Annotated in this window: 11 protein-coding genes; 6 read left to right on the top strand and 5 right to left on the bottom strand. The window is 65.2% G+C overall.

What is annotated here, in order from left to right:
* Window positions 1-443: 443 nt before the first annotated feature.
* Window positions 444-899 carry a hypothetical protein gene (locus B9Z01_RS18475; RefSeq protein WP_085485554.1) on the bottom strand — a complete coding sequence of 152 codons (456 nt, stop codon included), beginning with the start codon at window positions 897-899 and terminating at the stop codon, window positions 444-446.
* A gap of 667 nt (window positions 900-1,566) precedes the next feature.
* On the opposite strand from B9Z01_RS18475, the gene B9Z01_RS18470 reads away from it, so the two are divergent.
* The 3 genes from B9Z01_RS18470 (at window position 1,567) to B9Z01_RS18460 (ending at window position 3,537) form a co-directional block, all read left to right on the top strand.
* Window positions 1,567-1,992: a phasin family protein gene (locus tag B9Z01_RS18470; RefSeq protein WP_085485552.1), complete on the top strand. Its 426-nt coding sequence runs from the start codon at window positions 1,567-1,569 to the stop codon at window positions 1,990-1,992.
* Between the two features lie 490 nt (window positions 1,993-2,482).
* Window positions 2,483-3,283 carry a hypothetical protein gene (locus tag B9Z01_RS18465; RefSeq protein ID WP_085485550.1) on the top strand — a complete coding sequence of 267 codons (801 nt, stop codon included), beginning with the start codon at window positions 2,483-2,485 and terminating at the stop codon, window positions 3,281-3,283.
* Complete coding sequence (locus B9Z01_RS18460) at window positions 3,280-3,537, top strand: hypothetical protein (RefSeq protein WP_085485547.1); 258 nt, start codon at window positions 3,280-3,282, stop codon at window positions 3,535-3,537. The genes B9Z01_RS18465 and B9Z01_RS18460 overlap by 4 nt, the downstream gene beginning before the upstream one ends.
* A gap of 166 nt (window positions 3,538-3,703) precedes the next feature.
* Here B9Z01_RS18460 and B9Z01_RS18455 read toward each other — a convergent pair whose 3' ends face one another.
* Entirely contained in the window at window positions 3,704-4,888 is a 1,185-nt protein-coding gene (locus tag B9Z01_RS18455; protein ID WP_085485545.1) for a zinc-binding metallopeptidase family protein, read from the bottom strand.
* Between the two features lie 418 nt (window positions 4,889-5,306).
* Here B9Z01_RS18455 and B9Z01_RS18450 point away from each other — a divergent pair, with 418 nt between their 5' ends.
* The 3 genes from B9Z01_RS18450 to B9Z01_RS18440 are packed head-to-tail and all read left to right on the top strand — an operon-like array spanning window position 5,307 to window position 12,474.
* Window positions 5,307-8,843, top strand: coding sequence for a transglutaminase family protein (locus B9Z01_RS18450; RefSeq protein WP_085485543.1), 3,537 nt, complete (start codon window positions 5,307-5,309; stop codon window positions 8,841-8,843).
* Window positions 8,844-8,872: 29 nt separating this feature from the next.
* Window positions 8,873-11,575: a circularly permuted type 2 ATP-grasp protein gene (locus tag B9Z01_RS18445; protein WP_085485541.1), complete on the top strand. Its 2,703-nt coding sequence runs from the start codon at window positions 8,873-8,875 to the stop codon at window positions 11,573-11,575.
* Window positions 11,572-12,474: a transglutaminase family protein gene (locus B9Z01_RS18440; protein ID WP_085485539.1), complete on the top strand. Its 903-nt coding sequence runs from the start codon at window positions 11,572-11,574 to the stop codon at window positions 12,472-12,474. Before B9Z01_RS18445 ends, B9Z01_RS18440 begins: the two co-directional genes overlap by 4 nt.
* Window positions 12,475-12,603: 129 nt before the next feature.
* Here the strand turns inward: B9Z01_RS18440 and B9Z01_RS18435 are convergent, their stop codons facing one another.
* The 3 genes from B9Z01_RS18435 to B9Z01_RS18425 form a co-directional block, all read right to left on the bottom strand.
* Window positions 12,604-13,104, bottom strand: coding sequence for an energy transducer TonB (locus tag B9Z01_RS18435; protein WP_244196063.1), 501 nt, complete (start codon window positions 13,102-13,104; stop codon window positions 12,604-12,606).
* Between the two features lie 250 nt (window positions 13,105-13,354).
* Window positions 13,355-13,753, bottom strand: coding sequence for an ExbD/TolR family protein (locus tag B9Z01_RS18430; protein WP_085485535.1), 399 nt, complete (start codon window positions 13,751-13,753; stop codon window positions 13,355-13,357).
* Window positions 13,753-14,385 (bottom strand): MotA/TolQ/ExbB proton channel family protein, encoded by a 633-nt coding sequence (locus tag B9Z01_RS18425; protein ID WP_085485533.1) that lies wholly within the window; start codon window positions 14,383-14,385, stop codon window positions 13,753-13,755. The genes B9Z01_RS18430 and B9Z01_RS18425 overlap by 1 nt, the downstream gene beginning before the upstream one ends.
* Between the last annotated feature and the right edge of the window lie 12 nt (window positions 14,386-14,397).

Genomic DNA, 14,397 nt, shown 5'->3' with positions numbered 1-14,397 from the left:
ACGTTCACGGGTGAGTTGGAATCATCGGCATGCGGCCAGTACGCGAAACGGAACGTGCCTCGGCAAAGACGCGTGGCGATCATTGCAACGCGAGCTTGACGATGCAGCACAGAACCAACACGAGCAGAACGGCGGCAACAGCCATGTTTAGCGGATAGCGCATTCTTCACCCTGCACGAACGTTTCGGTGCTCCTATCCTAATCACCTGAGGGAAGATGAAAAGCGGCAGTGAGGCGGCAATGTGGGACATCCAACGCAGTGCGCGCAAGGGCTGCGCGACGGAGGCGGCGGGAGCGCTTCCAGTGGGGGCGGCCGGCAGCGATCGCCAGTCGTTTTGCTGAATGGGATGCGAAAGGACGCGCCGCGTTGCGCGCGGCGCTCTTTCGCAACGTGCTGTGAGAGCCGGCTGCGAGAACCGGCCGCGAGAACCTGCTGAGAGGATTTACTGCGACTGCCCCGGCGGCATGCCGCCCGGCGCGCCATGCGGCGCTTTGTTCGCCGCGGCGAGGTCTTCTGCGAGACTCGTGCGCAGCGTCGCGATTGCCTGTTCGGGATTGGCGGGCTTCAATTGCTCGCGAGCCAGCGAGTTGTACACGTAGTGCCGCAGCATCGGATCCTGCGTCTTGTTGAGCACATCGTGATAGACCGCGACGATCTCGCCTTCATGGCCGCTCAGCGCATAAAGACGGCGCAACTGCTCCAGATCGCGGATCACCGCGACGCTCGGGCCGCGCGGACCCATCATCGGACCCATTGCGCCATGTGCGCCGTGAAACGGCGGCGGCCCGTCGCCATGCATCGCGGCAGACGGCGGAGGCGGCGCTTCGTCGGCGAACGCGGCCGTTGCGGTCACGCCAAGAACGGCGGCGAGAGCCGCGCTGAAGAGTGCTTTTTTCATGATGTCGCTCCCATGGCAAACAGCGCCGGCGCCCCGGCGGGCCAGCGCAGGAGCAACGATAGTCGACCCGCTGGTGCATCGTGTTACTGAAATGCTTCTGTAACTTACCGGAGCTTGCATGCCGCGCGGCGCAGGCCGTTTGAGGCGATCGAGCGCGAACGGATGCAACCGGTGCGATCAGATGCGACTGAGTGCGATTGAATGCGACTGGGTACGACCAGATGCGACTAGATGCGACTAGATGCGACTAGGTGCGATCAAGTGCGATCAGGTGCGATCAGGTGCGCCTCCGGACGCAATCGAGCTACTGACCCGCCCGGATGCAACCCGGCTCCACGAGAAACGATTCGCAGCCACCAGAAACAATCAGACCTGACCCGTACCGCCGCGGCCGCGTTGCGCCGGGGTGAGTCCGCTGGCGCGTTGCGCCGGGGTGAGTCCGCTGGCGCGTTGCGCCAGGGTGAGTCCGCGGCCGCGTTGCGCCAGGGTGAGTCCGCTGGCGCGATGCGGCCGGATAGAGCATGATTGATCCGATGTGCCGTGCGACCCCACAATCAGCCTGCCGTGGCGGCACGTGCGGTACACGCCGCCGTCAGGTGCCGGCGTCACGCTTCTTCCCGGTGGCGACGCGCCGGTGACGAGTATTCAACCGCAAGGAGGATTTCGCATGGACCGACCCGAAGCTGCCAATCCGTTTGGCGATCTCACCAGAATGCTCGAGCAGTTCAAGCTCCCCGGCTTCGACGTACCCGCCATCATGGAAGCGCGGCGCAAGGACATGGAAGCGCTGGTTCAGGCGAATCAGACGGCTTTCCAGGGCATGCAGTCGCTCGCCCAGAAGCAGGCCGACATGTTGCGCGCAACGTTGAACGAACTGCAGTCGCTGACGACACAACTGTCGACGGCGGGCGCGGTGCCGTCGGCGAAAACCGCGGAGTTAGTCCAGCAGAGTCTGCACAAGTCGCTTGCCGACATGCAGCAGCTCGCGCAGGCCGCGTATCAGACGCAGGCGGAGTCGTATGCGGTGATCGCAAAGCGCGTAGAGGAAAACGTGCAGGAGTTGAAGTCGCTTCTGCAGCAGCAGAAGAAGTAGCGGACGAAGTAACCGGACGCTTCGCGTCCCGAAGATCAATGCCGCGGAAGGCGAGAGCCATCCGCGGCATTTTTTTTTGCCCGGATGGAAGTCATTCGCGAGCCGCCGGCGGTCGGGGAGTACGCACGAATACGTGTATGCGGCGATCGAGCAGCAAGCGACGCCGGGTGGCCCGCGGCCATATGTTGCTTACTGAGCGATTAGGGGCCGTGAGCGCGTGAGCGAGGCGCTCAAGCACCCAAAAGCGCATAAGCGAAAGCTGCGCATCGCCAAACCTATGAAGCCCGTAGCCTGTCAATCCGGCAACGGGCTTCTTTCATGCGCTTGATGTTGTTTGCAGTCTTATTGATAACGTTCGTCATTTTTTTGTTTCATCGAAGGCAGTGGAGATTTTTGGGCCGTCGCCCATGTACGGACAGCCCGTCGCACGGTATTTATTCTGATCTCTGCCGATCCGGGCAGCGATTTCAGATAGAGCGTCGACACACCTATGTCCTTGTCCGTATTTGAGATGTGCTCCGTGGAACTGTGCTGTCAGAGACCACTGGGCGCCCGTTATGTTATCTGCGATGAACAGCACTACAAAGCGTGCCTGAGAAAGGCCGCCGACCTCGGGAAGGCTAAAGCCGATACGCAGGAATTTCTCGGTATTGCCGGGTTGAACCGTCGCGGGTGGGAGAAGGACGGGAATCTGGTCAGGAGTATCCAGAAGCGTGGCTGGCTGTGGTTGCGTGGTGTTCGGGACCGCAACCCCGACACCGATGGCTGGTGGGTTATCAATGCGCTTCTCTCCGAGGTGCACAGGGGCTCGCTGCTTGCCATCAAAGGCCCTCGTGCCGACCTGTTTCCGCGACCCCACAGCACGCCGTTGCGGACTCTCCCAGCGAGCGCAGTCTATCTCCCGAACAGAGAACCCACGCTGTTCGGCCGGTATGATCCGGGCACCCGGCAAGGCCGGTTGATCGGCGCACGCGCGGCCATGGCTGGCGGCAGCGGCGGTGGCGGTCTGCCCGACGCGGCTGTCGTCGGTGCGCTGACCGGTGATGGGGACACCTCAACGCCACTCAGCGATGCGCAGCCGTTCGAGTACGTTGAGAAAGTGGCCGATGCAGTTCAGCAGGTTGCTGTCGGCTCAGCACAGGCGGCAGAATGCATGATGCAGTGGGAACAGGATGAAGCTGACTGCCGATTGTTCGGGAAAATGATGGGCGGGTACGCTGGCGTGCAAATGTGCCTGGACAGAGCGCGGTATCGCTATAACGTTTGCATGGGATACACGAGGCCAATATGAGCAAGCAAAGAACTCCCAGTTCGATCGTCGTTCACTACGATACCGAGCAAAAAATGCTGGTGTGCAATGCTGTCGCTGAGGCGGCAGTACGTCCCTTGTGCGAGGGGAAACTGGATATTCCCGTGCTGCTGGAAGAATTCGATTTCAAGCTTGACGACGAGTTCGCACGTCGTTTCGGCGCGGCTATTCTGAGCCTGCTGGCCGAATACAAGCCGGAGTTGAAACAGTTCGTTTCTGTCACGCCAGCACAATAGGGTTAGGAAATCAAAGCGCTGATATTCCGGCTGAAAACGGCCTCCATCGACTGCAAACATGAGGGTGGCGCTGCTGCCCCCGAGTCGCCATCGCGAGCGCGGATCGAAAGCAGGTGCGCCTCGCCGGAGAGCCTGGTTGCTTCATACAGAAAGAGGGTATGCAGGCTCAGACTTTGTCGCCGTCGAACTGACGCCGCGGTGTAACCGCTGGGTCCGATGATGCGGGTTGGTCCGCGGCGGGTTCATCCCTGCTGGCGAGCCCCGATGGCGCCGCCGCTTCACGCGCCTTTCCATCCCCCGCCGCCGCGATCACGCGATGCACGAAGCGCAGCTTGCCCACCACCGGCGCGGCGAGCGTGAACGGATAACCGTCGGCGATACCGAGGCTGCGGTTCAGGCTGTTCAGCGCATACGTGAGCGGAAACCAGCGCTGCATCAGATTTTCGAAGCTCGCGTCTTCGACCGGTGTGCGGTCGGTGAGGGTCGGCTCGCGCGGATCGCCGGGCAGCAGCGCGAGGCCGTATGTGCTCGCGGTATCGAGCACGTCGACGATCAGCAGATAGTGCGCCCACGTCTCGGCCCAGTCTTCCCACGGATGCATCGTCGCATACGCGCTGATGTACGACGCCTGCCAATCGGCCGGCGCGCCGTTGCGATAGTAGGCGTTCAGCGCCTCGCCGTAGTCGGCGCGTTCGTCGCCGAACAGCTTGCGGTACGGCTCGAGCCAGCGCGGCTCGTTTTCGATCAGCTGGCTGAAGTAGTAATGCCCCGTCTCGTGACGGAAGTGCCCGAGCAGCGTGCGGTATGGCTCGCCCATCGAGGTGCGCACTTTCTCGCGGTGGGCGTCGTCGGCTTCTGCGATGTTCAGCGTAATCAGGCCATTGTCGTGGCCGGTCATCACGCGCGCGCCGTCGCTGTCGTCGGCGAGAAATTCGAACGCGAGGCCATGCTCGGGGTCCGCGTCGCGCGACGTCACTTCGAGTCCGAGTTCGCCGAGCGTGTACAACAGACGCCGCTTTGCCACTTCGAGCCGATACCAGTAGAGCCGGTTTTCCGGTTCGCCCAGGTTCGGAATCGTGCGTGTCAACTGACAGGCGCGGCACAGCGTGTCGGGAGAATCGGCGGGGATCATCCAGTTGCAGATGTTTTCGACCGCGTAGTTGTGGCATTGCCGGAACAGCGCGCCGTTCGCGCGCGGATGCAGACTGCGCCAGCGGCCATCGCCGGCATCGTCGAATGCGCTGATTTCTCGCAGTTCGGGCAGATAGCCGAGCAAGGACTCGCAGCGTTCGCAACGGACGTTCTCATAGAACACGAGTTGCGCGCAGCGATTGCAGAGGAAGGTTTTCATCGGTGAGGCCCGGTGGTGTGCAGCTTGAAGGATGCGCTCGTGAGTGAAAGCGGGCTGCAATCTTCATGCCGCGATTGCCAGAGGTCACCGCTTTAACGCACAGTACGTACATGATCGTGCATCGGCGCCGCGCCGGTTTGGTGCATAGGTTGACGAAACTCCGTGGCAACGCTTGTTCCGCCTCGGCGGCGGCCGGGCGCGCTCGGGGTTGGACCGGATGGCGAATCGATCGAAGGCCAGCGCGCTGCGATGAATTTCGCGGCGGGTGGAAGTGGCCGCTGCAAGCAGCAGATGAAACCCCAGCAGGCACAAGCGCAACGCAGTTCATGAGTTACAGGCGGTTCAGGCACGGCTTGTCGTTCAACGGCATAAAGCTTGCTTTTTCGGCGGGCTGCCCATCTTCGTCGAGGAGTCCGGAGTGTCCATTCGCGTCGCGTTGCATCACGTCACTCATTATCGCTATGACAGGCTGGTCACGCTGTCGCCCCAGGTCGTGCGGCTTAGGCCCGCGCCGCACTGCCGTACGCCGATCCTGTCGTATTCGATGCGGGTCGAGCCGGCGCGGCACTTCATCAACTGGCAGCAGGATGCGTTCGCCAACTACCAGGCGCGGCTCGTGTTTCCCGAGCAGACGCGCGAGTTCAAGGTGAGCGTCGATCTGGTCGCCGAAATGGCCGTCTACAATCCGTTCGACTTCTTCCTCGAACCGTCGGCCGAGCAGTTTCCGTTCGATTACGCGCCGGAGCTGGCGGCGGAACTCGCGCCGTACCGCATCAAGCGGCCGATGACGCCGCGCTTCGCCGAATTCGTCGCGAGCATCGACCGCGCGCCGGCCGGCACCGCGAACTTCCTCGTCGCGCTCAATCAGCGGCTGCAACACGAGATCCGTTATCTGATCCGGATGGAGCCCGGTGTGCAGACGCCCGAGCAAACGCTCGTGAACGCGTCGGGTTCGTGCCGCGATTCGGGCTGGCTGCTCGTCGAGACGCTGCGGCAACTCGGCCTCGCGGCGCGCTTCGTGTCGGGCTATCTGCTGCAACTCGCGCCCGACGTCAAATCGATCGACGGCCCGAGCGGCACCGAAGTCGACTTCACCGACCTGCATGCGTGGTGCGAGGTCTATCTGCCCGGCGCGGGCTGGATCGGGCTCGACCCGACCTCGGGGCTGCTCGCGGGCGAGGGGCATATCCCGGTCGCCTGCACACCGGAGCCGGGCAGCGCGGCGCCGATCTCGGGCGCGGTCGACGAATGCGAGGTCGAGTTCGGCCACACGATGTCGATCGAACGTATTCTCGAAACGCCGCGTGTCACGAAGCCGTATAGCGAAGCGGCCTGGAACGACGCGCTGAAGATGGGCGCGCAGGTCGATCGCGAACTCGCGGACATGGACGTGCGCCTCACGATGGGCGGTGAGCCGACCTTCGTGTCGGTGCGCGATCGCGACGCCGCCGAATGGAACACCGACGCGCTCGGCCCGACCAAGCGCGGCTACGCGGTCGCGCTGATGGACCGGCTGCGCGAGCGCTACGGCGCGAACGGCTTCCTGCACATCGGGCAGGGCAAGTGGTATCCGGGCGAGCAACTGCCGCGCTGGGCGATGTCGCTGTACTGGCGCGCCGACGGCGAGCCGTGCTGGCGGAACCCCGCGCTCTTCGCCGACGAGCGCGAGCCCGGCCGCTACACGGCCGGCGACGCGCAGCGCTTCATCGCGCATCTGGCGGACAGGCTGGCGGTCGCGCGGGACTGCATCGAGACCGGCTATGAAGACGCGTGGTACTACCTGTGGCGCGAGCGCCGCCTGCCGGTCAACGTCGATCCGTTCGACGCGCGCCTCGACGACGAACTCGAGCGCGTGCGTCTGCGGCGCGTGTTCGATGCGGGCCTCGGCAATCCGACCGGCTACGTGCTGCCGCTCGGTCGCGAGCGCAGCCTGCCGGGCGCCGCGCCGAAGTGGGTGAGCGGCCGCTGGTTCTTCCGCGACGAACGCATGTACCTGATCCCGGGCGATTCGCCGATGGGCTACCGGTTGCCGCTCGAATCGTTGCCGTGGGTGTCGAAGACCGACTATCCGTATCAGCACGCGCACGACCCGTTCGCGCCGCAGCAGCCGTTGCGCACGGCCGCGCAGTTGCGCGTGCAGTACGAAGGCGGGCGTGAGAGCGCGGAGGCGGCGACAGGCACCGGTCCGCGCGAGGCGGCCGATCAGCGTGAGGCGGCTGCGCTGTCGCTTCGCGCGGCGGATTTGCTGAGCGGCACGCCGGGCGGCACCGTGCCCGGGTATGCGCGTCAGCCCGGCGCAGTACTGGAGAACTCGCAGGAAAACCCACAGGAAAACCCGCAGCCGCCCGCGCGCGGGCAGTCGTCGACGGACACGCTGCGCACCGCGCTGTGCGTCGAGGCGCGCGACCCGAAACGCGCGGCCGGCCCGAAAGCCGAGACCGATTCGTTCGGCAGCGGCCGCACGCTGCTGCATGTGTTCATGCCGCCGCTCACCGATCTCGACGATTATCTCGATCTGCTCGCCGCGGTCGAAGCGACAGCCGCCGAACTGAAGATGCAGGTGGTGCTCGAAGGCTATCCGCCGCCGCGCGACGCGCGCCTGAAAGTGCTGCAGGTGACGCCGGACCCCGGCGTGATCGAGGTCAACATTCATCCGGCCGCGAACTGGGACGAACTCGTCGATCACACCGAGTATCTGTACCAGTCGGCCGCGCACAGCTATCTGAGCAGCGAGAAGTTCATGCTCGACGGGCGCCACACCGGCACCGGCGGCGGCAATCACTTCGTGCTCGGCGGCGCGACACCGGCCGACAGTCCGTTCCTGCGCCGCCCCGATCTGCTCGCGAGCCTGATTGCGTACTGGCACAACCATCCTTCGCTGTCGTATCTGTTCTCGGGGCTGTTCATCGGACCGACGAGCCAGGCGCCGCGTATCGACGAAGCGCGTAACGACCAGGTCTACGAACTCGAAGTCGCGTTCGGTGAATTGCAGCGGCAGATCGATCTGCTCGGCGGCCGCGACAGCGCGAGCCTGCCGCCGTGGATGATCGACCGCGCGCTGCGCAACATCCTGATCGACGTGACCGGCAACACGCACCGCGCCGAATTCTGCATCGACAAGCTCTATTCGCCCGACGGCCCGGCAGGCCGCCTCGGCCTGCTCGAACTGCGCGGCTTCGAAATGCCGCCGCATGCGCGCATGAGCCTCGTGCAGCAACTGCTGCTGCGCGCGCTCGTCGCGCGCTTCTGGCGCACGCCATACACGCAGCGCCTGACGCGCTGGGGCACCGAGCTGCACGACCGCTTTCTGCTCGGCACCTTCGTGGAGATGGATTTCGACGACGTGCTCGCCGAACTCGGCGAGGCCGGCTTCGCATTCCACAGCGCGTGGTTCGCGCCGCACTTCGAATTCCGCTTCCCGCTCGTCGGCGAGATGACGGTGGGCGGCGTCGATCTGACGATCCGCAGCGCGCTCGAACCGTGGCACGTGATGGGCGAAGAGGGCTCCGCGGGCGGCACGGTGCGCTATGTCGATTCGTCGGTGGAGCGGCTCGAAGTGCGCGTGCTCGGGTTGAACGGCAACCGCCATCTGCTGACCGTCAACGGCGTGCCGGTGCCGTTGCAGCCGACCGGGCGCGTCAGCGAATACGTGGCCGGCGTGCGCTTTCGCGCATGGTCGCAGCCGTCGGCGCTGCATCCGACGATCGGCGTGCATGCGCCGCTCACGTTCGATCTCGTCGACACATGGATCGGCCGTTCGCTCGGCGGATGCCAGTATCATGTCGCTCATCCGGGCGGGCGCAACTACCAGACCTTCCCGGTCAACGCCTACGAGGCGGAAAGCCGGCGGCGCGCGCGCTTCTTCGCGTCGGGTCATACGCCGGGGCCGCTCGCGGTTGGCACGCCGCAGCGCAGTCTCGAGTTTCCGTTCACGCTCGATCTGCGCCACTGTTGAAACCGATGGATTCCTGAACGCACACAACCTTGGCCTTTCAATCGACCTTGCCCTTCGAAGCATCCGCGCAGCACGCGGATGCTTCGTCCCTGTTGCGGTTGCTGCCGGGTCATGACGGACATTGGGACGAATTGCGCGACGCCTCCGGCGCGCTGCGCGAACCGTGGCGGCAGTTCTTCGCGCTGCTCGGCGAAAGCGGCATCGCCCGGCTCGCGGACCATCACGCGTCGATCGCGCAGCAGATCCGCGACAACGACATCAGCTACAACGTCTACGCGGACAACGGCAAGTCGCGGCCCTGGGCGCTCGACCTGCTGCCGTTTCTGATCAGCGAGGCCGAGTGGGCGCAGATCGAGCGCGGCGTCACGCAGCGCGCGCATCTGCTCAACGCGATCGTCGCCGATATCTACGGGTCGCAGACGCTGCTCGAACGCGGGCAACTGCCGCCCGCGCTGGTGTTCGGGCATCCCGGCTATCTGCGCCCGGTGAAGGGCTTCACGCCGCTGGGCGGCCAGTATCTTCAGGTTGTCGCGCTCGATCTCGCGCGCACGCCGAATGGCGACTGGAGCGTGATCGCGCATCGCACCGAGGCGCCGTCCGGTCTCGGCTACGCGCTCGAAAACCGGCTCATCGTCTCGACGCTGTTCGCCGAGCCGTTCCGTTCGCTGCACGTGAGCCGCCTCGCGCCGATCTATTCGCAACTGATGGCGACGCTGGTGCAGGCCGCGCAGGAGACGATGCGCGATGACGAAAGCGCCGATTCAGCGTCGTTCGACGCGTCGCCGCATATCGCGCTGCTCACGCCTGGGCCGTACAGCGAAACCTATTTCGAGCACGTGTTTCTTGCCCGCTATCTTGGCGTCACGCTGGTCGAGGGCAAGGACCTGACCGTGCGCGGCGACCGGCTCTATCTGAAGACGCTCGCCGGGCTCGAGCGTGTGCACGTGGTGCTGCGCCGTCTCGACGACGCGTTCTGCGATCCGGTCGAGTTGCGCGCCGATTCGACGATCGGCGTGCCGGGCCTGTTGCAGGTGATGCGCGCGGGCAATGTGATCGTATCGAACGTGCCGGGAGCGGGCTTCGTCGAATCGCCTGCGCTGCACGGTTTTCTGCCGGGCATCGCTGAAGCGCTGCTCGGCGAAGAACTCGTGCTGCCGGGCGTGCCGACCTGGTGGTGCGGCGAAGAGGCCGCGCGCGAGCAGGCGTTCACGCATCTCGACGACGCGTTGATCGTGCCGACGTGGCCGCTCGCGGAACGCGCCGCGCCGCCCGGCATCGAGCAGGGCGCGCAGCCGCTCGCGGCATGGCGCGAGCGCATCGAGGCGATGCCCGACGCGTTCACGATCCAGCAGGAGCAGCGCTTTTCCTGCACGCCGCGCTACGAGGCGGGCTCGATCGGCAGCCGGCCGTCGGTGCTGCGCGTCTATGCGATTGCCGACGTCAACGGCGGCTGGCATGTGATGCCGGGCGGCTTCACGCGTGTGGCCGGCGAGCGGCAGCGAACCGTGTCGATGCAGCACGGCGGCAGCAGCGTCGATACGTGGGTGCTGTCGAGCCAGCCGACCTCGACCTTCACGCTGTTGCCTTCGCCGATGCAGCCCGCCGACCTCGCGCGCAAGCATCGCACCGTGTCGAGCCGCGCCGCGGAAAACCTGTTCTGGGCCGGCCGCTACGGCGAGCGCGCGGAAAACAACGTGCGGCTCTTGCGGCTGATTCTCGGTTCGCTCGAAGGCAATGACGCCGACGCGATGTTTCCGGCGCTGGTCGAACTCGCGACGTACTGCGGCCTCGTGCAGCCCGGCGATATGGCGTCGCCGCATGCGCCGCCTTCGCCGCAGACGTTCGAGCGCGCGCTCGTCGCGAATCTCGGCGAGAGCGCGGGCAGTGTGAGCATCAGCCAGAACCTGAACTGCCAGGCGCGCGCGAACGGCGAGGTGCGCGGGCGATTGTCGAACGATCACTGGCGCGTGATTCTCGCGGCGCGCAACGACTTCGAGGATGCGTTGCAGGCGTTGCTGCCTTTGCAGGGCAACGGCAATGGCGGCCCTGGCGGCGCAACGAATGGCGCAACGAATGGCGCGACCAGCGGCGTGATGAATGGAGCGATGAATGGCCCGGGCAGCAGTGCCGTCGACCGCTACGACCGCGTGACGCTCGCGAGCGCGCTCGAACATCTGTCGGTGCAGTTATCGGCGATCAGCGGCGCGCAGGGCGATCGCATGACGCGCGACGAAGCGTGGCGCCTGCTGTTCGCCGGACGCCACATCGAGCGCGTGGCGACGATGGCCGCGTTCATGCGCGGCGTCGCCGCGCACGGCCAGCTTGCCACGCCGGCCGGTTTCGATCTGCTGCTGCAACTGTTCGACAGCACGCTTACGTATCGCTCGCTGTATCCGGGTCGTTTCGAAGTGCCGGCCTTGCTCGATCTGCTCGTGATCGAACCTCAGAATCCGCGCGGTATTTACGGCGTGTATGAACGCTTGCGCAACAAACTCGACGAAATCGCGGTGACGGCGGGCGGGGTGCGGCACCGGCCATTCGCGGAATTGTTGCCGCCGCTTTCATTGCTGCCGACGCTCGAATCACTGTGCGAAGTCGACGAGCACGGCGCCTACGCCAGGCTGATTGCGCTCTGCGATCAGATTGGCGGCCTCGCGAACGCAGCCGCTCATGAAATCAGCGCGCGTTATTTCAGTCACGCGACCACGCTCGCCTCGCAGGTATGGGTATGAAGCACGCGCCGACCGTGCTGTCCGTATCGCATCGGACCACTTATCACTATTCGACCTATGTCGAGACCGCGCAGCATCTCGCGACGATCCGGCCGCTTGCGTGTCCGTGGCAACACGTGATTTCGCGCAGCGAACGGATCGAGCCGCAGCCGTCGTATCTGCACAGCCGCATCGACGCGTTCGGCAACGACGTGCTGTACTTTGCGCTCGACACGCCGCACGAGCGCCTGCAACTCGTCAGCGAAACCACGGTGTCGCTGACGCCGCGCTGGACCGACCTCGACGCCGAGGCCACGCCCGCGTGGGAAACGGTGGCCGAGGCGCTGCGGTTTCACGTGGGCGGCGAGTTCCGGCCCGAGGCGGAGTTCTGTTTCGCGTCGCCGAACATCGCGCTGCGGCCGTCGCTGCGCGACTATGCGTTGCCGAGCTTTACGCGCGGCAAGCCGCTCGTTGCAGGCGCGATCGATCTGATGCGCCGGATTCACGCGGACTTCGCGTACAAGCCGTCGGCGACGCTATTCGATACGCCGGCCGAGCGCGCGTTCGAACTGAAGAGCGGCGTGTGCCAGGATTTCGCGCAGGTGATGATCGGCTGCCTGCGCTCGCTCGGTTTGCCCGCGCGCTACGTGAGCGGCTATCTGCGCAACGATCCGCCGCCGGGGCAGCCGCGGCTCATTGGCGCCGACGCATCGCATGCGTGGGTGTCGGTGCATTGCCCGGGCAGCGGCTGGATCGATCTCGATCCGACCAACGACGTGCTCGCCGACCTCGATCATGTGACGCTCGCAATCGGCCGCGATTACAGCGACGTGTCGCTGTTGCGCGGGACGATTCTCGGTGGCGGCGCGCATCGGATGGAAGTGGGGGTGACGGTGCTGGGGCTGCAAGACGCGTCCTGAAGACGGGTTGCGGGTTCGCGCGCTTCTCGCCGATCCGGTCTGATTCGGTCCGATCCGCGCGCGGGCTTTCCTTGGCGGTGAACCGCGGTTAGCAGAACCTCCTTCCGCAACGCCATCGGGCACGCCCGCTTAGCTGACGTTGAAATGCACGCGAACGTCCTGCGTGCTTTCGACGGGACGCCCATCGCGTAAAGCAGGGAAGAAGCGCCAGCGGCGCAGCGTCTCGAGAAGCAACTGGTTCAATCGCGGATTAGGCGTTGCCTTGATCAGCTCGACATCGACCGAGCCGTCCACATGAATCGTGAAGCGCGCCGTCGCGACGGTTTGATACGCCTGCTCGCGCAGATCGTCGGGCAATGCCGGTAGCGGCTGCGAGATCGAGCGTGCCGTGGCGTTCGACGTTGCCGCGGCGGCCGGTGCTTCAGCGTGTTGCCCGGACGTTGGCTGCGGTTCGGCTGTGGCCGTCTGTTCTGGCCGCTCATCCTGAGTTTGGCGTTGTGCCGGATTAACAGGCGGGGCAGGGGGGGCGGCAGGCGAGTCGATCGTATCGGACCTGGTTTGCACGGACGGCGTCGCGCGATGTGCCGGTGTGCGCGCTTGCGTTTGCGCGCGTGGGAGCGATTTTTCCACTGCGACTGCCGCGCGCGGCTTCGAGGACGTTGAGGGCGCTGGCGGCGCGCTGGAACCTGGCGGTGCGGGCGAGTCGAGTACGACGATGCGCATGTCCAGCGGAGCAGGCGATCGATGCGGATGGATTGGCCTCAGCAAACCGGACGAGAGTGCGAAAAGAACCAGCAGCCAGATGCCGAGCGCAATCGTGCAGGCGATTGCGGTGCGCAAGGTCCCCACGCCTCGCTCGTCAAGCAGCGCGTCGCAGCTTCTATTCACGATGCACGGCAATCAGAAAGTGTTCCGCGCCCGCGCGCCGTGCAGCGAGCATTGCCTGCACGACTGCGCCGTGACCCGCGTGATCGTCCGCCGCGATGATGACATTGCCGTCCGGGCGCAGCAGGCGCTTCACTTCCGCTTCGACCTGATCCACGCGCACGATATGGCGATTGACCGAGACCGCATCGTTGCCATCCACGGAGATCGTCAGCGGCTCGCTGGCGTTGATCGGTTGCGCGCGTCCCGACGGCAGGTTGATCCGCACCGCGTCGAGACGCTGCATCGCCAGCGATGCAAGCATGAACGTCGCGAGCAGGAAGAACATCACGTCGATCATCGGAATGATTTCGATGCGTCCGCGCCGCGCGGTCCGCGAGCGTTTGAGTTCCATCACCGCTCTCCCCGCGCTTCGTGGCGCAGGCGTAGTTCATTGAGCCGCGCGTTGGCGAACAGTTCGAGTTCGTCCATCAGACGTTCGAGCCGACGCGAAAAATAGTTGAATGCGAAGAGTGCGAAGACCGCGACGATCAGCCCGATCGCGGTTGCCACCAGCGACTGCGCGACGCCGCCCGTGACCCCGCCCGGATCGACGAGCCCATTGCCGCCGAACAGCTGGAACGATTTCATCATGCCGACGATCGTGCCAAGCAGTCCGAGCAGCGGAGCCGCCGTGACGATCGTCTCCAGCAGCCAGAGACCGCGGCCCATGTCGCGCTCGATCTGTGACGCGATCGCTTGCGCGTCGGCCTCGCGCAGCCACAGCGGCGAGCCGGATTCCGCCAGCCACGGCGCGGCCATGCGCCGGAACGCATTGTGTGGCGCGAGACCGTCGAATCCCTGGGATGACTCATTATCGACCGACGCACCGCGCGGAAACGGGCGCGTCGGCGCACGCGCGAAGCGCGCGAACACATAGGCCCGCTCGATGATGATGGTCAACGCGAGAATGCCCAGCACGCTGAGCGGATACATGATCCATCCGCCCGTGCGCATCGCTGCCATAAAGCCTGTCCATTCCTGCATGATTCTTCTCCG

The organism is Paraburkholderia susongensis (assembly GCF_900177725.1).
Taxonomy (GTDB): domain Bacteria; phylum Pseudomonadota; class Gammaproteobacteria; order Burkholderiales; family Burkholderiaceae; genus Paraburkholderia; species Paraburkholderia susongensis.
This window is presented reverse-complemented; position numbering and strand designations above follow the sequence as displayed.